At 65.6% G+C, this 16,794-nt stretch carries 20 protein-coding genes; 11 read left to right on the top strand and 9 right to left on the bottom strand.

Going from position 1 to position 16,794, the window contains the following annotated elements; all coding sequences use genetic code 11:
- Both ACEN9P_RS08005 and ACEN9P_RS08000 read left to right on the top strand, forming a co-directional pair.
- The gene (locus ACEN9P_RS08005; RefSeq protein WP_495622150.1) at nt 1-705 is read left to right on the top strand and encodes a histidine phosphatase family protein; all 705 of its coding nucleotides are present in this window, start codon (nt 1-3) and stop codon (nt 703-705) included.
- Complete coding sequence (locus ACEN9P_RS08000) at nt 702-1,883, top strand: DSD1 family PLP-dependent enzyme (protein WP_477662403.1); 1,182 nt, start codon at nt 702-704, stop codon at nt 1,881-1,883. Before ACEN9P_RS08005 ends, ACEN9P_RS08000 begins: the two co-directional genes overlap by 4 nt.
- Before the next feature lie 15 nt (nt 1,884-1,898).
- Here ACEN9P_RS08000 and ACEN9P_RS07995 read toward each other — a convergent pair whose 3' ends face one another.
- The 5 genes from ACEN9P_RS07995 to ruvA are packed head-to-tail and all read right to left on the bottom strand — an operon-like array spanning nt 1,899 to nt 5,700.
- Entirely contained in the window at nt 1,899-2,369 is a 471-nt protein-coding gene (locus ACEN9P_RS07995) for an energy transducer TonB family protein (protein ID WP_495621640.1), read from the bottom strand.
- A 44-nt stretch (nt 2,370-2,413) separates the two neighbouring features.
- The gene (locus tag ACEN9P_RS07990; protein ID WP_495621639.1) at nt 2,414-3,241 is read right to left on the bottom strand and encodes a hypothetical protein; all 828 of its coding nucleotides are present in this window, start codon (nt 3,239-3,241) and stop codon (nt 2,414-2,416) included.
- Nucleotides 3,242-3,243: 2 nt separating this feature from the next.
- On the bottom strand, nt 3,244-4,311 hold the full coding sequence (gene ruvB, locus ACEN9P_RS07985; RefSeq protein WP_477662400.1) for a Holliday junction branch migration DNA helicase RuvB: 1,068 nt from the start codon (nt 4,309-4,311) through the stop codon (nt 3,244-3,246).
- Between the two features lie 4 nt (nt 4,312-4,315).
- Nucleotides 4,316-5,131 (bottom strand): lysozyme inhibitor LprI family protein, encoded by an 816-nt coding sequence (locus ACEN9P_RS07980; protein ID WP_495621638.1) that lies wholly within the window; start codon nt 5,129-5,131, stop codon nt 4,316-4,318.
- The gene (gene ruvA / locus ACEN9P_RS07975; protein WP_007867616.1) at nt 5,128-5,700 is read right to left on the bottom strand and encodes a Holliday junction branch migration protein RuvA; all 573 of its coding nucleotides are present in this window, start codon (nt 5,698-5,700) and stop codon (nt 5,128-5,130) included. The genes ACEN9P_RS07980 and ruvA overlap by 4 nt, the downstream gene beginning before the upstream one ends.
- Before the next feature lie 156 nt (nt 5,701-5,856).
- Here ruvA and ACEN9P_RS07970 point away from each other — a divergent pair, with 156 nt between their 5' ends.
- The 8 genes from ACEN9P_RS07970 to ybeY all read left to right on the top strand — a co-directional run bounded on the left by ACEN9P_RS07970 (nt 5,857) and on the right by ybeY (nt 13,261).
- Nucleotides 5,857-6,495, top strand: a complete 639-nt coding sequence (locus ACEN9P_RS07970) for a CDP-alcohol phosphatidyltransferase family protein (RefSeq protein ID WP_495621637.1) — start codon at nt 5,857-5,859, stop codon at nt 6,493-6,495.
- Nucleotides 6,496-8,256, top strand: coding sequence for a bifunctional alpha/beta hydrolase/class I SAM-dependent methyltransferase (locus ACEN9P_RS07965; RefSeq protein ID WP_495621636.1), 1,761 nt, complete (start codon nt 6,496-6,498; stop codon nt 8,254-8,256).
- Nucleotides 8,253-9,578 carry a phosphatase PAP2/dual specificity phosphatase family protein gene (locus ACEN9P_RS07960; RefSeq protein ID WP_495621635.1) on the top strand — a complete coding sequence of 442 codons (1,326 nt, stop codon included), beginning with the start codon at nt 8,253-8,255 and terminating at the stop codon, nt 9,576-9,578. The genes ACEN9P_RS07965 and ACEN9P_RS07960 overlap by 4 nt, the downstream gene beginning before the upstream one ends.
- Nucleotides 9,575-10,009, top strand: coding sequence for a hypothetical protein (locus ACEN9P_RS07955; protein WP_477662395.1), 435 nt, complete (start codon nt 9,575-9,577; stop codon nt 10,007-10,009). Before ACEN9P_RS07960 ends, ACEN9P_RS07955 begins: the two co-directional genes overlap by 4 nt.
- Nucleotides 10,010-10,040: 31 nt before the next feature.
- Entirely contained in the window at nt 10,041-10,721 is a 681-nt protein-coding gene (locus tag ACEN9P_RS07950; RefSeq protein ID WP_477662394.1) for a lysophospholipid acyltransferase family protein, read from the top strand.
- A complete protein-coding gene (locus ACEN9P_RS07945; RefSeq protein ID WP_477662393.1) occupies nt 10,718-11,671 on the top strand; it encodes a phosphatidate cytidylyltransferase in 954 nt (317 codons plus the stop codon). The genes ACEN9P_RS07950 and ACEN9P_RS07945 overlap by 4 nt, the downstream gene beginning before the upstream one ends.
- Nucleotides 11,672-11,802: 131 nt before the next feature.
- Complete coding sequence (locus tag ACEN9P_RS07940; protein WP_495621634.1) at nt 11,803-12,816, top strand: PhoH family protein; 1,014 nt, start codon at nt 11,803-11,805, stop codon at nt 12,814-12,816.
- Nucleotides 12,806-13,261, top strand: coding sequence for an rRNA maturation RNase YbeY (ybeY, locus tag ACEN9P_RS07935; protein ID WP_495621633.1), 456 nt, complete (start codon nt 12,806-12,808; stop codon nt 13,259-13,261). The genes ACEN9P_RS07940 and ybeY overlap by 11 nt, the downstream gene beginning before the upstream one ends.
- A 27-nt stretch (nt 13,262-13,288) precedes the next feature.
- Here the strand turns inward: ybeY and ACEN9P_RS07930 are convergent, their stop codons facing one another.
- The 4 genes from ACEN9P_RS07930 to ACEN9P_RS07915 all read right to left on the bottom strand — a co-directional run bounded on the left by ACEN9P_RS07930 (nt 13,289) and on the right by ACEN9P_RS07915 (nt 16,238).
- Nucleotides 13,289-13,966 carry a glycosyltransferase gene (locus ACEN9P_RS07930; RefSeq protein ID WP_495621632.1) on the bottom strand — a complete coding sequence of 226 codons (678 nt, stop codon included), beginning with the start codon at nt 13,964-13,966 and terminating at the stop codon, nt 13,289-13,291.
- A 90-nt stretch (nt 13,967-14,056) separates the two neighbouring features.
- Complete coding sequence (gene dtd, locus ACEN9P_RS07925) at nt 14,057-14,506, bottom strand: D-aminoacyl-tRNA deacylase (protein ID WP_495621631.1); 450 nt, start codon at nt 14,504-14,506, stop codon at nt 14,057-14,059.
- Nucleotides 14,506-15,258: a molybdate ABC transporter substrate-binding protein gene (locus ACEN9P_RS07920; RefSeq protein ID WP_495621630.1), complete on the bottom strand. Its 753-nt coding sequence runs from the start codon at nt 15,256-15,258 to the stop codon at nt 14,506-14,508. The genes dtd and ACEN9P_RS07920 overlap by 1 nt, the downstream gene beginning before the upstream one ends.
- 65 nt (nt 15,259-15,323) lie before the next feature.
- Nucleotides 15,324-16,238 (bottom strand): cation diffusion facilitator family transporter, encoded by a 915-nt coding sequence (locus tag ACEN9P_RS07915; protein ID WP_495621629.1) that lies wholly within the window; start codon nt 16,236-16,238, stop codon nt 15,324-15,326.
- Nucleotides 16,239-16,375: 137 nt separating this feature from the next.
- Here ACEN9P_RS07915 and ACEN9P_RS07910 point away from each other — a divergent pair, with 137 nt between their 5' ends.
- Nucleotides 16,376-16,777, top strand: coding sequence for a cupin domain-containing protein (locus ACEN9P_RS07910; protein WP_477662387.1), 402 nt, complete (start codon nt 16,376-16,378; stop codon nt 16,775-16,777).
- Nucleotides 16,778-16,794 lie beyond the last annotated feature (17 nt).

The following is a 16,794-nucleotide window of genomic DNA, read 5'->3' as shown; positions in this document are numbered from 1 at the left end:
ATGGAACCAACGCGCATCATTGCCATTCGCCATGGCGAGACCACCTGGAACGTCGATACCCGCATCCAGGGCCACCTGGACATCCCGCTCAACGAAACCGGTCGCAGGCAGGCCGAGCGCATGGCGCGGGCGCTGGCCGACGAGCCCATCAGCGCCATCTACGCGAGCGACCTGACCCGCGCATGGGAAACCGCGCAGTACCTGGCCCGCGTCCAGTGCATTGAAGTGACGCGCGAGGAAGGCCTGCGCGAGCGCGGCTTTGGCGATTTCGAAGGCAAGACTTTCGCGGAGATCGAGGCCTTGCTGCCCGACCAGTCCATGCGCTGGCGCAAGCGCGATCCCGAATTCGCGCCGGCCGGCGGTGAATCGCTGATCGCCCTGCGCAGCCGCGTGGTCGCCACGGCCGAACGCCTGGCGGCCGCGCATCCGGGCGAGCTGATCGCGCTGGTCGGCCACGGCGGCGTGATGGACGTGCTCTACCGCGCCGCGACGCGGCTGGACATCCAGGCGCCGCGCACCTGGGAACTCGGCAATGCGGCCATCAACCGCCTCCTTTGGACGCCCGAAGGCTTTACGCTCGTCGGCTGGGCCGACACCCAGCACCTGGACGATGGCACACTGGACGACAGCGCAATTTCCGGCGGCTCGCCAGACCCGCTGGGTGCGCCATCACAAATACCAGAAGAGATAAGACGCACCTCATGAGTACCATGCCTTCCCGCCTGGCCGAACTGATAGGCAAGCCGGTCAACGATATCGACACTCCCGCCCTGGTCATCGACATGGACGCGATGAAACGCAATCTCGCGCGCATGGCCGAATTCGCGAAAAAACACAACGTCCGCTGGCGCCCGCATGCCAAGCTGCACAAAAGCGCCTCGCTGGCCAAGATGCAGGTGCGCGCCGGCGCGGTCGGCGTCTGCGTGCAGAAGACCTCCGAGGCCGAAATCATGGCGGCCGGCGGCGTCACCGACATCTACATCAGCAATGAAGTCATCGCCCCGGCCAAGCTGGCGCGCGTGGCCGCGCTCGCGCAAAAACTCGCGGCCCAGGGAGGCCACCTGGCCATCGCGGTCGACAGCACCGAGGGCGTGATCCGGCTGGCGCAGGCCATGACCGAGGCGCGCAGCGCCACCGGCGTGGCCACCGTGATCGACGTGTTTGTCGAAATCGACGTCGGCCAGGGCCGCTGCGGTGTCGAGCCCGGCGCCGCCGCCGTCACGCTGGTGCTGGAAATCCGCAAGCACCCGGCCCTGCGTTTTGCCGGCCTGCAGGCCTACCATGGCAAGGCCCAGCACATGCGCAGCGCCCATGAAAGGCGCGACGCCATCGCCAAGGCCGTCGAGGCCGTGGTGCTCACGCGCAAGCTGGTCGAGGCCCAGGGCATCACGGTGGACCTGGTGACCGGCGCCGGCACCGGCAGCCTGATGCTGGAGGCGGCCAGCGGCGTCTACGGCGAGCTGCAGGCCGGCTCCTTCATGTTCATGGACGCCGACTACGCCAAAAACGAGCGCGACCCGGCCCAGCCGCAGTTCGAGCACGCGCTTTTCATCAAGACCCAGGTCATCAGCACGCACGGCGGCCACGCGGTGTGCGACGCCGGCCACAAGAGCCATGCGATCGATTCAGGCCTGCCGCTGGTGCATGCCTTCGACACCGAAAGCGAGCTTGAGTTTTTCAACGGCGGCGACGAGCACGGGATCCTGCGGCCCGCCGGCGAGAGCAAGCGCCTGCCCGGCCTGGGCCGCATGCTGTGGCTGATCCCGGGGCACTGCGACCCGACCGTGAACCTGCACGACTTCATGATTGGCGTGACGGGCGGCCTGCGCAGCGGCACCGTGCAGCGCATCTTCCGGGTCGACGCGCGCGGCGCGCTGACCTGAGCCGCCCGCCGGGCGCTAGAAGTTCACGCCGTAAACGGCATACATGGGCGCAGCCGCGCCGTTGATGCGCCCGCCGCGGTACTCGGCCTCGCGCGCCGACTGCAGCACCGCCTCATTGAGCTCGGCATGCGTGGACGACAGCACGCGCGCATCGAGCAGCTTGCCTTCGGCATCCAGCAGCGCGATTACTACAACGCGGCCGTGAATACCCTGCGCGCGATACGCCTGCAGCGCGTCCAGCGCGCCGGGCTTGCGCACGCGCGCGATGGAAATCTTCTGCCCCATGCCGTCGCCGTCCTGCATCTTCGGTGCCTGCGGGTGGTCGGCGTAGAGCTTGCCCATTTGCTTGAACAGCTCGGGGAATTCCGGCAGGCTGGAACTGGCCGCCAGCGGCACGACCGGGTTGGGTGTGCGCGGCGTGGGCGGGTTGCCGGTGGCCGCGCAAGCCGCCAGCATGCAGGTCAGGCCCAGGGGGACGGCAGACATCCGGCCCGCAAATGCAGAAAAAAGCCTGAAGTTAAACCGTTGCGTCATGATCTCGCGGCCATTGCTTCAGTGTCATGTTCGTGGATGACCAGGGATGTAGACACCATGAGTACTCCATAGGCCAGGCAGGCAAGCGCCCCCAGCCAGGACAAAAAATTCCAGGCGTTGTAGTGGCCCGGATTGGTTTTCAGCTCTTTGGCATAGTCCGGTGACGCGCCGGGCAGGCCACGTGCCGCGCTGTAGTCAAGCGCGGCATCGCCCAGAAAGTAAAACCCCGCAATGCAGGCGACCACGCCAAGGAAAAATATAAAGGCCCTTCGCCACTCGATTTTGAGGAAGAAAAATACCAGCGCAAGACTTACGCCACCCGCGAAAAAAAGCTTTCCCGTCACCTTGGGCGATCCCAGCGGCAGCAGTTGTTGCCATATCCAGGGCAGGGGCGCGAACAGCCATTCGGACGTGGGCGCCAGCCCGCTCCATCGCAGCCTGGCGAGGGCGCCGCCGGACACCTCCGCCAGGACAATGAGGCACAAGCAGGTGGCCACGGCAACGTAGCAGACATGGCGAAACGTCTTGCAGGCGGCCGCCGAGGCGCTCGACCAGTGGCGCTGCACCAGGTGCGTAGCCCATCCCAGTGCCAGGAGAGTGGTCCCGACCGCGCCCAGCCATGCGGCCGCTCCCCGCAGCATGGCGAAGCCCTCCAGCACAAACACCGGCAGGTAGCCGAACACCACGCCGCTCAAGGCATAGGCCAGCAGGACCGCCACTGTCACGCCCAGCCCCGTTGAATTGAAGAAGCGCTGCTGGACGCTGGCCTTCGTCCAGGCCGCCTTGGGGTCCGCCGCCGCCGACAAGGCCACCCACCGCCCCATGTTCAGGCGTTAAACATGTCGTTGCCGCTGGCCGGTGGCGCCACGCCCAGGTGGCGGTAGGCGGCCAGCGTGGCGATGCGCCCGCGCGGTGTGCGCTGCAGATAGCCCTGCTGGATCAAATAGGGCTCGATCACGTCTTCAATCGTGTCGCGCTCCTCGCCTATGCTGGCGGCGATGTTGTCCAGGCCCACAGGCCCGCCGTCGAAGCGGTGGATCACGGCTTCGAGCAGTTTTCTGTCCATCACGTCAAAACCCTGCGGGTCCACGTCCAGCATGGCCAGCGCCTTGTTGGCGATGTCCAGCGATATGTGGCCGCTGCCCTTGACGTCGGCATAGTCGCGCACGCGGCGCAGCAGGCGGTTGGCGATACGCGGCGTGCCGCGCGAGCGGCGGGCGATCTCAAAGCCGCCGTCCTCGTCGATGGGGGCGTTGAGCAGCTTGGCGCTGCGCCGCACGATGCGGGCCAGTTCGTCGGGCGTGTAAAACTCCAGCCGCGCGACGATGCCGAAGCGGTCGCGCAGCGGGTTGGTCAGCATGCCGGCGCGCGTGGTGGCGCCCACCAGGGTGAAGGGCTGCAGGTCCAGCTTGATGCTGCGCGCCGCCGGGCCTTCGCCGATCATGATGTCGATCTGGTAGTCCTCGAGCGCGGGATAGAGGATTTCCTCCACCACCGGGCTCAGGCGGTGGATTTCGTCGATGAACAGGACGTCGTTTTTTTCGAGGTTGGTCAGCAGCGCCGCGAGGTCCTTGGGTTTTTCAAGCACCGGGCCCGAGGTCTGCCGCAGGTTCACGCCGAGCTCGTGCGCGATGATGTGGGACAGCGTGGTCTTGCCCAGGCCGGGCGGGCCGAACAGCAATACGTGGTCCAGCGCTTCCTGGCGCTTCTTGGCCGCGCCTATGAAGATTTCGAGCTGGTCGCGCACCTTGGTCTGGCCCACGTACTCGTCAAACAGCTTGGGGCGCAGGGCGCGTTCAATGGCCTCCTCGCCGGGCGAGGCCGGCGCGGCGGACATCACGCGCTTGGCGGGCGGGAAGTCGCCGGGGGAGAAGTCGTCAGTTTGAATGCTCATGGTTTTAAATTGGGCAAGAGCCGCTCTTGTCAATTTTTCGACTTAACGCATTGCATAACGCTTTAACTCTTTGCTGATACTTCTCTCGAATGCAGGAGACGTCGGACCGGCATTGGTTTCTGCTCAACAGCCATTTAGCATGGGTCGACCTGGCCTCGCCTGGAATGTCTTCTCCCGCCCCATATTTCTCGTACCAAAGTTCAGCCACCTTGAAATCAAGCTCCGACAAGTTCCAATCCAGGCATATGGATTTTTCAACGAGCGTAGATGCTTTTCGACAATCGAAGGATGGCGAGAACGGTTTTCCTTTGCGCGACTCTATCGAAACTGAATTGATATCCTCGGGGTGACTGCAAACAGTACTGCAATCAGGACCAATTTCCAGCGTATAGGCTTCATTTTTGGCGTCAAGTGGGGGCATTGTCTTTACCAATATTTGACATGCCTTGCCCGGCGGCGCTTTTGCGCTTTCCCCTTCCACCGGGGATACAACGATTGCTGAACCTTTTCGAACACCCATGCCGGTAAAGCCACATTCCAGAAGTCGCGCCCAAGACCGCGAATAGTCCGTGTATTCCAGAGATACGCCATAGGTTTGATCGCCAAACCTTCGAATCAACAACTGGTTGATTGCAGGCTGTCTGCAAGGTTGTTCATGCTCTGCCTCAGGCGGTGAGGTGTATCCACCAAGAAGCACCTGACAGGAGGCAATTTCACGAAGAAGGATGCCATCGGGCGATTGAGCAAAAACCCCGGTCGACGATAAAAACAAATTCGCTGCCAGCAACGTCGAACCAAGAGTCGACAAGAACCGCATCATTTCGCCAATGCCTTCAGCGCCAGCTTGATGCCGTCGCTTACGCCTATGTCCTTAGGCAGGGCTTTGAGCGCCAGCGCCGCGTCACGGTCGCTGTAGCCCAGCGCCACCAGGGCCTGCAGGATGTCGGACTGGGCGTCGTTGGCGACGCTGACCTGCACGCCGATGTCGGCGCCCAGCTTGCCTTTCAATTCGAGCAGCAGGCGTTCGGCGGTTTTTTTGCCGATGCCGGGCACCTTGATGATGCGGCCGGCCTCCTGCTGGGTCACCGCCTGCGAGAGTTCCTCGACGCTCATGCCGCTGAGCACGCTGAGTGCGGTGCGCGGGCCCACGCCGGAAATCTTGATGAGCTGGCGAAAGGCCGCGCGCTCGGTGGCGCTGCCGAAACCGTAGAGGATTTGCGCGTCTTCGCGCACCACGAAGTGCGTCAGCAGGCTGACTTTTTCGCCCAGGCCGGGCAGGTTGTAGAAGGTGCTCATGGGCACCAGCACCTCATAGCCGACGCCGTTGCAGTCCACCAGGATTTCCGGGGGATTTTTTTCGGCCAGCTGGCCTGAGAGTCTTCCAATCATGGGCAAATCTTATCAGTCGAGCCTGGCGCCGTACCAGGCGGCGCTTCACCAGCGAGTAGGCGAAGGCAGAGGGCCCAGGATCGGGCCGGAATTTCAGGATTCCCGTGAAAACGCGGCCCTCTATAGAATCCGACGAAAGAGGGGGAGTCAAAAGAAATGTCGATCTATCGATTGAAGCCGCGTTTCCAGGCCCTGCTCAGGCCGCTGGTGGGCCGGCTGTACGCCTTGGGCGTGACGGCGAACCAGGTCACGCTGGCCGCTTGCGTGATCTCAACGGCCCTGGGCCTGTGGCTGTTCTTCGCGCAGCCTTCAGCAGCCGCTTTCGCCCTGATTGCCCTGTGGATGCTTGTGCGCATGGGCTTCAATGCCATTGACGGCATGCTGGCGCGCGAGCACGGCCAGCAAAGCCCCCTGGGCGCTTTTCTCAACGAACTGACCGACGTGGTGTCGGATGCCGCGCTGTACCTGCCTTTTTCCCTGGTGGCGCCCTTCAGTCCTTTCTGGCTTGGCGCGGTGATCGTGCTGGCCGGCCTCAGCGAATTTGCGGGTGCGCTCGGGCCCACCATAGGCGCATCGCGCCGCTATGACGGTCCCCTTGGCAAAAGCGACCGGGCTTTTGTCTTCGGCGCGCTGGCGCTGTATGTCGCGGCGGGCTGGCCCTTGCCCGCATGGGCCGCCTGGCTGATGCCGCTGCTTGCGGCCCTCATCGCATGGACCATCGTCAACCGGGCGCGCCTGGCCGTGGCCGAGGCCAAGGCGCCTGCAATTCACACCCACAACACCTCCAAGGACTGAATGAGCATTTCCCGCACCCCCGACGAACGCCACTTCAGCACGTACGACGGGCAATCCCTGTTTTACCGGCACTGGCCCGCCATGCAAGGCCCGAGGCGCGGCGCCGTTGTGCTGTTCCACCGCGGCCACGAGCATGGGGCGCGCATGGCGCACCTGGTGGATGAACTCAATCTGCCCGATTTCGACTTTTTCGCCTGGGATGCGCGCGGCCACGGCCGCTCACCGGGCCAGCGCGGCTACAGCCCCAGCTTCGCGACCTCGGTGCGCGACGTGCAGACCTTTATCGACCACATCGGCGAGGCGCACGGCGTGCCGGAGCGCGATATCCACGTCATCGCCCAAAGCGTGGGGGCGGTGCTGATCGCGACCTGGGCGCACGATTACGCGCCCAAGGTTCGCGGCCTGACGCTGGCTTCGCCGGCTTTCAAGGTCAAGCTGTACGTGCCTTTCGCGCGCGCCGGGCTGGCATTGATGCACAAGCTGCGCGGCCTGTTTTTTGTCAACAGCTACGTCAAGGCGAAGTTCCTCACGCACGATCCCGCGCGCATCGCGAGCTACGAAAGCGACCCCCTGATTTCGCGCCCCATCGCGGTCAACATCCTGCTGGACCTGTACGCCACCTCGGACCGCATCGTGGCGGACGCCAACGCCATCACGCAGCCGGTGCAGCTGCTGATCTCCGGCGCCGACTGGGTCGTGCACCACAAGCCCCAGCACCGCTTCTTCGAGCGCCTGGGCAGCGCTGTGAAGACCAGGACCGAGTTGCCCGGGTTTTTTCACGACACGCTCGGCGAAAAGGACCGCGCACCGGCGGTGCTGGGCATACGCAGCTTCATCCTGGAGCGCTTTGGCGCCCCCACACCGGCTGTCGACCTGCGCGAAGCCCACCTGCGCGGTGAAACGGCCGACGAATCGCGCGCGCTGGCAGAGCCGCTCTCACCCTTGTCGCCGCGCGGCGCTTACTGGGCACTGACCCGCGCCGGCCTGCGTCTGGGCGGCCTGCTTTCGCGCGGCGTCAAGCTGGGCCATGACACGGGTTTTGATTCCGGCAGCACGCTGGACTATGTCTACCGCAACCAGCCCGAAGGCGCGGGCCCGCTGGGCCGCAACATCGACAAGACCTACCTCAATTCAATAGGCTGGCGCGGCATCCGCCAGCGCAAGATTCATGTCGAGGAGTTGCTGCGCGAGGCCATGGAGCGCCTGGCCGCGCAGCACCGCGAGGTGCGGCTGATGGACATCGCCGCAGGCCACGGCCGTTATGTGCTGGATGCCGTGTTGTCCAGCCCGGTAAAGCCGGCTTCCATCCTGCTGCGCGATTACAGCGACATCAACGTGCGCGACGGCCGCGCCCTGATCGCGGAAAAAGGACTTGCCGGCGTCGCGCAGTTCGTGCAGGCCGACGCCTTCGACCGCGACAGCCTGGCGGGCGTCGTGCCGCGGCCGACGCTGGCGGTGGTTTCCGGGCTTTATGAGCTCTTTCCCGACAACGCCATGGTGCGCCGCTCGCTCGCCGGTGTCGGCGACGCGGTGCAAGAGGGGGGTTACCTGGTCTACACGGGCCAGCCCTGGCATCCGCAGCTGGAAATGATCGCGCGCGCGCTCACCAGCCACCGCCAGGGCGAAGCCTGGGTCATGCGCCGCCGCACCCAGGCCGAGATGGACCAGCTGGTGGAAGAGGCGGGTTTTCGCAAGATCGCCCAGCGCATCGACGAATGGGGCATCTTCACGGTTTCCCTCGCGGTACGTCGCGGCGCATGACAAGCTGGTTCGCGCGACGGCCCTGGAAGCGCGCGGCCGCGTGGCTGGCGCTGCTGGGGCCGCTGTTTTACGCCGCCTACGGTTTTGCCAACTGGTGGGCCGCCTCCCGCGCGGTGGTGCCGACGCTGGCCTTCGACTGGGAGCGCTCGCTGCCGTTCTGGCCGTGGACCATTTTTCCCTACTGGACGATCAACGTCTTTTACGCGCTGTCGCCGTTCCTGGCGCGCGATCGCCACACCCTGGACCGGCACGGCGCGCGGCTGCTGACCGCGACCTGCCTGGCGGTGGCCTGTTTTGTGTTGTGGCCGCTGCGTTTCAGCTTCGGCCAGCCGGAGGTCAGCGGCGCGCCGGCCTTTCTGTTCAATGCGCTGCGCAGTTTCGACCAGCCTTTTAACCAGGCCCCTTCGCTGCACATTGCGCTGGCCGTCATCCTGTGGGACTGGTACCGCCGCCTGATAACTGCTGCCTGGGCGCGCGCCGTGCTGCACCTGTGGGCCTTTGCGATCTGCGCGTCGGTGCTCACGACCTGGCAGCACCATTTCATCGACATTCCGACCGGCGCGCTGCTCGGGCTGGTCTGCGTGTGGCTGTGGCCGCTTGAACGGGTGGCGTCGGTGCCGCAGGGCTGGCGCCTGGCGCGCGAGGGGCGGCGCTGGAAGCTGGTGGGGCTTTATGCCGTGGGGGCGCTGGCTTTCCTGGCTGCGGCGCTTGCCCTTGGCGGCATGGGCTTGTGGCTCACCTGGCCGGCCACGTCGCTGGCGCTGGTGGCATTGAACTATGCGGGCCTGGGCGCACGCGGCTTCCAGATGGACAGGCGCGGGCGCATGCGCTGGGCCGCGCGCTGGCTGCTGGCGCCCTACCGGCTGGGCGCCGCGGTCAATGCGCGGCTGTGGACGCGCCGGCTGCCGGCATCGGTCGAGGTCGCGCCGGGCTTGCGCTTGGGGCGCATTCCGACCCTCGCCGAATGGGAGGCCGCGGGGCGGCCCCGGCTGGTCAGCCTCAGCGCCGAATTGCAGCTGCCGCTCGTGGAGGGCGCGCGCTGCGTGCCCTTGCTGGACCTGGCTGTGCCGGCGCCGCCGGCCCTGCGACGCGCGGCCGGCGTGATAGACGGCCAGCGCCGCACCGGCAAGGCGGTGTGGGTGTGCTGCGCGCTCGGGTTCTCGCGCAGCGCCGCCGCGGTCATCACCTGGCTGCGCCTGCACGGCACGGCCGCAAGCCTGGTCCAGGCCGAAGGCTTGGTGCGCCAGGCGCGGCCGCAAATCGTGCTGGGCGCGGCATGGCAGCAGGCACTCGACCACGCCACCCGCCGGAGGGCGCCATGAACGATATCGACCGCGCCCTTTGCGCCGCCACGGCCAGGCTGCTGCAGGCCGCCCGCGTGCCGGCCGCATGGGGGCTGGCCCTGAGCGTGGTGGCGATCGCCGTTCTGGCCCTCACCGGGCGCTCCCTGCCCATGCTGTCCGCGCTGGCCTTTGGCGCTGTGGCCATGGCCGGCGTGCTGGAACGTTATTTCGCTTTCCGCCTGCATTTCGACGCGGGTTTGTTCAAAGACCTGGCCGGCGGCGCCGTTGCCTCGCTGGGCGATCTGGACGGCGCGCTGCAACGGCTGGGCTTGCGCCCGGCCACCGGCCAGCCGCGTGCGCTGGAGAGCCGTGTGGCGGGCGCGCGCCGGCTGCTGCGAAGCCACGGCATCGCCGTGGCCTGCCAGAGCGGCCTGTTCCTGCTGGCGTTGCTGACGCAGGACCTGCGCTGAACGCGCATCTCCTTTGAAAGGACTTGTTTTCATGAGTAGATCCCCTCAAAGCGGCCTGGGCCTGGCAGCGGCCGCATCCGCCTGGCTGATTGTGCTGGCTGCCCGGCTGCTGACCGGCGTGCGCGGCATCTGGAGCGGCACGACGCCCAAGGCTGAACAGACGCTTTATTTTGCCAACCACACCAGCCATGGCGACTTCGTGCTGCTGTGGGCCACGCTTCCGGCGGACCTGCGCGCCATCACGCGGCCGGTGGCGGGCCAGGATTACTGGGAGGCCTCGTCGCTGCGGCGCTTTATCGGCAATGACGTGTTCAACGCGCTGATGATCCGGCGCGATGGCGCCGCCGGCCAGCCCGGCTCCGACCCCGTCGGGCAGATGACCGAAGCGCTGCTCGCCGGGGACTCGCTGATCATGTTTCCCGAAGGCACGCGCAACACCGGTGACGATGTGCTGCTGCCGCTCAAAAGCGGGCTCTACCACCTGACGCGCGCCTGCCCGCAGGTGCGGCTGGTGCCGGTCTGGATAGAAAACTTGAAGCGCGTGCTGCCCAAGGGCACCCTGGTGCCCATTCCGCTGGCTTGCACCGTGCGCTACGGCGCGCCCATAGCGCTCGCCGAGGGTGAGGATAAAAATACCTTTATCGCGCGTGCGCGCAAGGCCATGCTGGACCTGCGGCCGGAATACGACCGGGCGGAGGACGCGGCGCCATGAACATCTCCCCCTCTACCCAAACCACGCTGATGCTTTTCGGCGGTGTCTTCGGCGTGCTGCTGCTGGCTTCCGGCATAGGCGCGCTGCTCAAGTGGCGCGTCGCGCGCGGCCAGCCGCACCCGGTGATCGACAACCTCAACTCGCGCGTGAACGCCTGGTGGGTGATGATAGGTGTCATCGGCCTGTCTTTCGCCTGCGGCAGGAACGGCGTGATCGTGCTGTTCTACCTGATCTCCTTCTACGCGCTGCGCGAATTCATGAGCCTGGCCTACACGCGGCGCGGCGACCACCATGCGATCGCGGTCGCGTTCTTCATCGCGCTGCCCGTGCAGTACTTCCTGATCTGGATCGACTGGTACGGGCTGTACTCCATCTTCATCCCGGTCTATGCCTTCCTGGTGCTGCCCATTCTTGCCGCGGTGGGTGGCGACACCAAGCGTTTTCTGGAACGCACCTCGAAAGTGCAGTGGGGCCTGATGGTCTGCGTGTTCTGCATCAGCCATGTGCCGGCGCTGCTCACGCTGCAAATCCCGGGGTTTGAAGGGCGCAACCTGCTCCTGATCGCCTTTCTGGTGATCGTGGTCCAGGGCAGCGACGTGCTGCAGTACGTCTGGGGCAAACTTTTCGGCAAGCGCAAGGTGGCGCCCGAGCTGTCGCCGTCAAAAACCTGGGAGGGCCTGGTCGGAGGTGTTGCCAGCGCCACCGCCCTGGGGGCGGCGCTTTACTGGACGACGCCTTTTAACCCCGGGCAGGCGGCGCTGATGGCGCTCACCATCTGCATGATGGGATTTTTCGGCGGCCTGGTGATGTCGGCCATCAAACGCGACCGCGGCGTGAAAGACTGGGGCACCATGATCGAAGGCCATGGCGGCATGCTGGACAGGCTGGATTCGGTGGTGTTCGCGGCGCCCATCTACTTCCACGCGCTGCGCTATTGGTGGGTGCCGTAAAGGCAGCCCCGCGCCGCCCGTCCGGGGGGCAAACCCGGCGGGCCCCGCGGCCTTGATATTGGAGAGACAATCACCCATCTGCCTGTATCCAGCCGGCCAGGCTAGGTGCAACCCTCCCGGAAAGCCCGCCCTTGATCCTTCGCCACACCTTCACGCCGCCCAACAACACCCGCATGGGCCATTTGTGCGGGCCCATGGACAGCCATATCCGCACCATAGAGGCGGCGCTGGACGTCACGATCGCGCACCGCTTTGAGCAGTTCAAGATCGACGGCACCAAGGTCAAGGCGACCTTGGCCCTGGAAGTGCTGCAGGCCCTGTACGAAATCGCCCAGCGGCCCATAGAACCCGAAACCGTGCAGCTGATGCTGGCCGGCGACACGGCCCTGAGCACCGCGCCCGACGGCGGCATCACGCTGTCGACCCGGCGCGCCGACCTGCGCGCCCGCACCAACAACCAGGGCACCTACCTGGAAAACATCGCCACGCACGACATCACCTTCGGCATAGGACCGGCCGGCACCGGCAAGACCTACCTGGCCGTGGCCTGTGCGGTCGATGCGCTGGAGCGCAGCACCGTGCAGCGCATCGTGCTGACGCGTCCCGCGGTTGAAGCCGGCGAGCGACTGGGGTTCTTGCCGGGCGACCTGAGCCAGAAGGTGGACCCTTACCTGCGCCCGCTGTACGACGCGCTGCACGAGCTGATGGGTTTTGAGCGCGTGCAAAAGGCTTTTGAGCGCCAGCAGATCGAGATCGCGCCGCTGGCCTTCATGCGCGGCCGCACGCTGAACCACGCCTTTGTCATTCTCGACGAGGCGCAAAACACCACGCCCGAGCAGATGAAGATGTTCCTCACACGCATAGGCTTCGGCAGCAAAGCGGTGGTGACGGGCGACGTGAGCCAGGTGGACTTGCCGCGCACGCAGCTCAGCGGCCTGGTGGACGCCGAGCGCGTGCTCAAGCGCGTCAAGGGCATTGCCATTACCCGCTTGACCAGTTCCGACGTGGTACGCCACCCGTTGGTGGCGCGCATCGTTGACGCGTATGACAAATCCCCCAGCCTGGTTGCACCGGTTGAGGAGGCCGCCGAACCGGCCGCCGCGCCGGCCCGCCGCGCCAGCGCAAGGAGCCGCAATGGCTCTTAAGCAACTCAGCCTGTCGCTGCAGTTTGGCGACCTGCAGAACGCCGCGCGCCACCGCGCGGCCCTGCCGCGCCACAGCGTGGCCCGCTGGATACGCCACGCGCTCGCGCATGACGGCGAGATCACCGTGCGCATCGTCGATGCCGAGGAAGGCCGGGCGCTGAACCGCGACTACCGCCGGCGCGACTACGCCACCAATGTGCTGACCTTCGACTACACGCAGGAGCCTGTGGTCACTGCCGACCTGGTGCTGTGCGCGCCCGTGGTGGCCCAGGAAGCCAAAGACAACAAAAAGACGCTGCAGGCCCACTACGCCCATATGCTGGTGCACGGCACCTTGCATGCCCAGGGCTGGGACCATGAAACCGGCGAGCAGGACGCTGAAGCCATGGAGGCGGAAGAGGTCCGCATCCTGGCGGATCTGGGATTCGCTAATCCCTATCGCTGAATTTCAGGTCTTGAGGCCTGAAACTCTTCAAGATTGCCATTTCTCCAGATAAACCGCATAAGCAGCTTCCCAGGAGGGCCCATAGTTGCCGGCGCTTTCGTGCATCGCGGAAATCGGCCAGGTGCCCATGCTGAGACCCAGTTGTTCAGCCTGGCGGCAAAAATCGAGATCGTAAAAATGGAAATCAAAGCGCTCGTCAAAGCGCAGGTTGTTTTTGATCAACAGCTCGCTGTCACAGGCCATCAGCATGCCGTCCAGCAGCTTGACAGGTACGCCCGACGGGCCAAAGATGTGTAGTTTGCGCGGCGGAAAGCTATTGCCGTGGCCCACCACACCGCTCAGGTTTTCGGGGGCGTCCCAGGTGTTCTGGTCATCGACAAAGGCCCAGCTCGGCTGGCGCGGTACGCGGCGCTGGTTGCCAACCAGGCCCACGATGTCATAGTGCTGGATACCTTCACGCAGACGGTCGGCCCAGAAAAAGTCGCTCAGACATATGTCGTCATGGCAAAAAACCAGCAGTGCCGGTTTTTCCCGCGACTCTTCAATGGCCTGGTTGTACACCGAAGGAAGGCCGGCGGTATTTTTTTCAAACACACGTACTTGCATGCCGCCCAGGCGATAGTACAAAGCCAGTGTCCGGCCTGTGGCCGTATCGGTGAAAAAATTTTCAAAACTGCTACGAGTGGCAACGACAAAACGGATCATGGGCAACCTAAAGAATTTGCGGTGTTGGGCCGGCTGCGGGGAAGCGCTTGCCGCCCATTTATCTGCGATTTATACCCCAGCCTGTCCTGGTCAGGCTGGCGGGTCAATACGTAGCGGGATGGTCACCGGCCCGTCATTGACCAGATGCACCTTCATGTCGGCGGCAAACCGCCCGGTTTGCACCTGCGGATGCAGTGCTCGCGCCTGGGCCACAAAATAGTCGTAGAGCCGGCGGCCTTCGTCGGGCGCCGCCGCGCCGGTGAAGCTGGGCCGGTTGCCGCCCGAGGTATCGGCGGCCAGCGTGAACTGGCTGACGACGAGCAGGCCGCCCTGGACGTCCTGCACCGACAGGTTCATCTTGCCCGCCTCGTCGGAAAAGATGCGCAGCTTGAGTATCTTGGCCAGCAGCTTGTCGGCCTGCGCTTCGCTATCGCCGCGCTCGGCGCACACCAGCACCAGCAGCCCGGGCCCGATCTGCCCGGCGGTCTCGCCCTCGATCACCACGCGGGCCTCGGCCACACGCTGCAGCAGCGCCTTCATCAGTCGGTCACGCCGGCGGCGACGAACAGCGGCTTGCCCACCGGCCCCGCGAGAAAACTCACGAACTGCTGGGCCAGTTCCTGCTGCTTGCCGGAGGCCAGCGGCGCGGCGGTGTAAGCGGTGTAGTTCTGCACCTCGGCCGGCACCGGACCGACGAATTTCAGGCCCTTGCCCCGGTAGAGCAGGATTTCGGTGATCGCGCCGAAGCCGATTTCCTGGCCCTTGCCCTTGATGACGTGTTCCATCACGGCGGCGCCGTCGGGGTAGCGCGTGGTTTTGCCCTCTACCTGCGCATAGACGTCCATCTTCTTGAGCAGGCCTTCAAGGTACAGGCCGGTGGAGGCGCGGTTGAACACCAGCGAGTCGGCGGCCAGCACCGAGCGCTTGAGCGCCTCGGCGCTGCTGATGTCAGGCGCGGCCGCGCCTTCACGCACGGCCACGCCCATGCCGACACGGCCGACGTTGGCGCGTGTTTCGGCCAGCTTGCTGGCCGACGCGAATTCGCCGATCACGGCGGGCGGCGCGATCACCACGTCGAAAGCCGGGTTGGACTCCATGCGCTTTTTCAGCTCGGGCGCGGTGTTGAAGCTGATTTTCACGCCGTGGCCGGTCTGTTTTTCAAACGCCGCGGCCGCGGCCTTCAGGCCCGGCTCGATGGCGCCGGCGCTGAGGACCGCGATGTCCGCCGCATGCGCCGTGAAGGCCAACAGTGTGGAGGCAAGGGCCTGGACGGGAAGCAAGATGCGTTTCATGGAAGCTCCTGGGCGAAAAAGGGCTGGGAAATTATCGGGGGAGTATCGAAAAAAGAGGTCGGCCTTCAGATGAGGTCGGCCTCGTCGTCAAAGTGGGCTTCCACGTCGCTGGGCAGCAGCTGGATGCTGGCGCGCAGGCCGGGCACGGCGCTCATCAGGGCCTGCTCGACGCTGGCGCGCACCGCCGCGGCCCGCCCCAGCGACCAGCTGGCCGGCATGTGCATGTGCAGGTCGACAAAGCGCCGCTGGCCGGCGCGGCGCGTGCTGAGGTGGTCAAAGCGGATGGTGGGATGGCCGAAGTCTTGCAGCACTTTCTGGATCTCGGCCATCACCTCAGGCTCCACGGCCTCGTCCATCAGGCCTTGCGAGGAGCGCCACACCAGCTGGCAGCCTTCCCACAGGATGTTGAGGGCTACCCCTATGGCCACCACGGCGTCCAGCCAGAGCCAGCCCGTCGCGATCACCGCGCCTATGCCGACCACCACGCCCGCCGAGGTCCAGACGTCGGTCACCAGGTGTTTGGCGTCGGCCTCCAGCGCGATCGAGCGGTGCGCCCTGGCCACGCGGAACATGACCCAGGCCAGCAGGCCGTTGAGGGCCGAGCTGCCCACCGCCAGCGCCAGGCCCCAGCCCATTTTTTCGAGCGGCTGCGGGTTCAGGATGCGATGGGCCGCGGCCCAGATGATGGCCGCCGCCGCGCCTATGATCAGCGCGCCTTCAAAGCCGGAGGAAAAATACTCGGCCTTGTGGTGGCCGTAGGGGTGGTCGTCGTCGGCGGGCCGCTGCGCGATGGTGACCATGGCCAGGCCGAACAGCGCGCTGGCCAGGTTGACGAAAGACTCCATCGCATCCGACAGCAGCCCCACCGAGCCGGTGATGTACCAGGCCGTGGTCTTCAGCGCGATGGTGAGCACCGCGACGGCCACCGAGGCCAGCAGCATGCGCTGCGGCGTCAGGGCCTGGAAGGTGGTTGCGTTCATGGCGCTATTGTGTACGACGGTGATGGCGCCAAGGGTTGTTCCCAAGGCCGGCGCCCGGCGCGGCCGCTAGCATGGGTGCGCGCCGCAATCGCTGCGCGTGATCACAAACACAATCAACCGCTCCTGAGGAAACACCCATGAAACTCCAGAAACGCAAAGTCGCCCTGGTGCTGGGCACCGTGCTGGCCGTGTCGGCCGGCGCCCTGTTCGCGCAGGCCTCGGGCCTGACGCGCACGCTTGTCGGCAAGGCGGACGTGTCCGTGCCCGGGCGCGAGGCCGTGGTGGCCCGCGTCGACGTGGCGCCCGGCGCCAAGGCCGGCCGCCACACCCATCCCGGCGATGAAATCAGCTATGTGCTCGAAGGCGAGGCCACCTTGCTGATCGACGGCCAGCCGCCGCGCCAGGTCAAGGCGGGCGAGTCCTTCGTCATTCCGGCCGGCGTGGTGCACGATGCCCACAACACCACCAATGCGCCCATCAAACTGGTCGGCGTTTACGTTGTCGAAAAAGGCAAGCCGCTGGCCTCGCCGGCACCCTGAACCCGCGCGGCAGGCCG

Source organism: Polaromonas sp. Polasp52, assembly GCF_059491565.1.
This window is presented reverse-complemented; position numbering and strand designations above follow the sequence as displayed.

What these genes read in the sequence shown, in the direction of transcription:
- ACEN9P_RS08005 (WP_495622150.1), top strand. Translation starts at nt 1, where the DNA reads ATGGAACCAACGCGCATCATTGCCATTCGCCATGGCGAGACCACCTGG.
- ACEN9P_RS08000 (WP_477662403.1), top strand. Translation starts at nt 702, where the DNA reads ATGAGTACCATGCCTTCCCGCCTGGCCGAACTGATAGGCAAGCCGGTC.
- ACEN9P_RS07995 (WP_495621640.1), bottom strand. Translation starts at nt 2,369, where the DNA reads ATGTCTGCCGTCCCCCTGGGCCTGACCTGCATGCTGGCGGCTTGCGCG.
- ACEN9P_RS07990 (WP_495621639.1), bottom strand. Translation starts at nt 3,241, where the DNA reads ATGGGGCGGTGGGTGGCCTTGTCGGCGGCGGCGGACCCCAAGGCGGCC.
- ruvB (WP_477662400.1), bottom strand. Translation starts at nt 4,311, where the DNA reads ATGAGCATTCAAACTGACGACTTCTCCCCCGGCGACTTCCCGCCCGCC.
- ACEN9P_RS07980 (WP_495621638.1), bottom strand. Translation starts at nt 5,131, where the DNA reads ATGATGCGGTTCTTGTCGACTCTTGGTTCGACGTTGCTGGCAGCGAAT.
- ruvA (WP_007867616.1), bottom strand. Translation starts at nt 5,700, where the DNA reads ATGATTGGAAGACTCTCAGGCCAGCTGGCCGAAAAAAATCCCCCGGAA.
- ACEN9P_RS07970 (WP_495621637.1), top strand. Translation starts at nt 5,857, where the DNA reads ATGTCGATCTATCGATTGAAGCCGCGTTTCCAGGCCCTGCTCAGGCCG.
- ACEN9P_RS07965 (WP_495621636.1), top strand. Translation starts at nt 6,496, where the DNA reads ATGAGCATTTCCCGCACCCCCGACGAACGCCACTTCAGCACGTACGAC.
- ACEN9P_RS07960 (WP_495621635.1), top strand. Translation starts at nt 8,253, where the DNA reads ATGACAAGCTGGTTCGCGCGACGGCCCTGGAAGCGCGCGGCCGCGTGG.
- ACEN9P_RS07955 (WP_477662395.1), top strand. Translation starts at nt 9,575, where the DNA reads ATGAACGATATCGACCGCGCCCTTTGCGCCGCCACGGCCAGGCTGCTG.
- ACEN9P_RS07950 (WP_477662394.1), top strand. Translation starts at nt 10,041, where the DNA reads ATGAGTAGATCCCCTCAAAGCGGCCTGGGCCTGGCAGCGGCCGCATCC.
- ACEN9P_RS07945 (WP_477662393.1), top strand. Translation starts at nt 10,718, where the DNA reads ATGAACATCTCCCCCTCTACCCAAACCACGCTGATGCTTTTCGGCGGT.
- ybeY (WP_495621633.1), top strand. Translation starts at nt 12,806, where the DNA reads ATGGCTCTTAAGCAACTCAGCCTGTCGCTGCAGTTTGGCGACCTGCAG.
- ACEN9P_RS07930 (WP_495621632.1), bottom strand. Translation starts at nt 13,966, where the DNA reads ATGATCCGTTTTGTCGTTGCCACTCGTAGCAGTTTTGAAAATTTTTTC.
- dtd (WP_495621631.1), bottom strand. Translation starts at nt 14,506, where the DNA reads ATGAAGGCGCTGCTGCAGCGTGTGGCCGAGGCCCGCGTGGTGATCGAG.
- ACEN9P_RS07920 (WP_495621630.1), bottom strand. Translation starts at nt 15,258, where the DNA reads ATGAAACGCATCTTGCTTCCCGTCCAGGCCCTTGCCTCCACACTGTTG.
- ACEN9P_RS07915 (WP_495621629.1), bottom strand. Translation starts at nt 16,238, where the DNA reads ATGAACGCAACCACCTTCCAGGCCCTGACGCCGCAGCGCATGCTGCTG.
- ACEN9P_RS07910 (WP_477662387.1), top strand. Translation starts at nt 16,376, where the DNA reads ATGAAACTCCAGAAACGCAAAGTCGCCCTGGTGCTGGGCACCGTGCTG.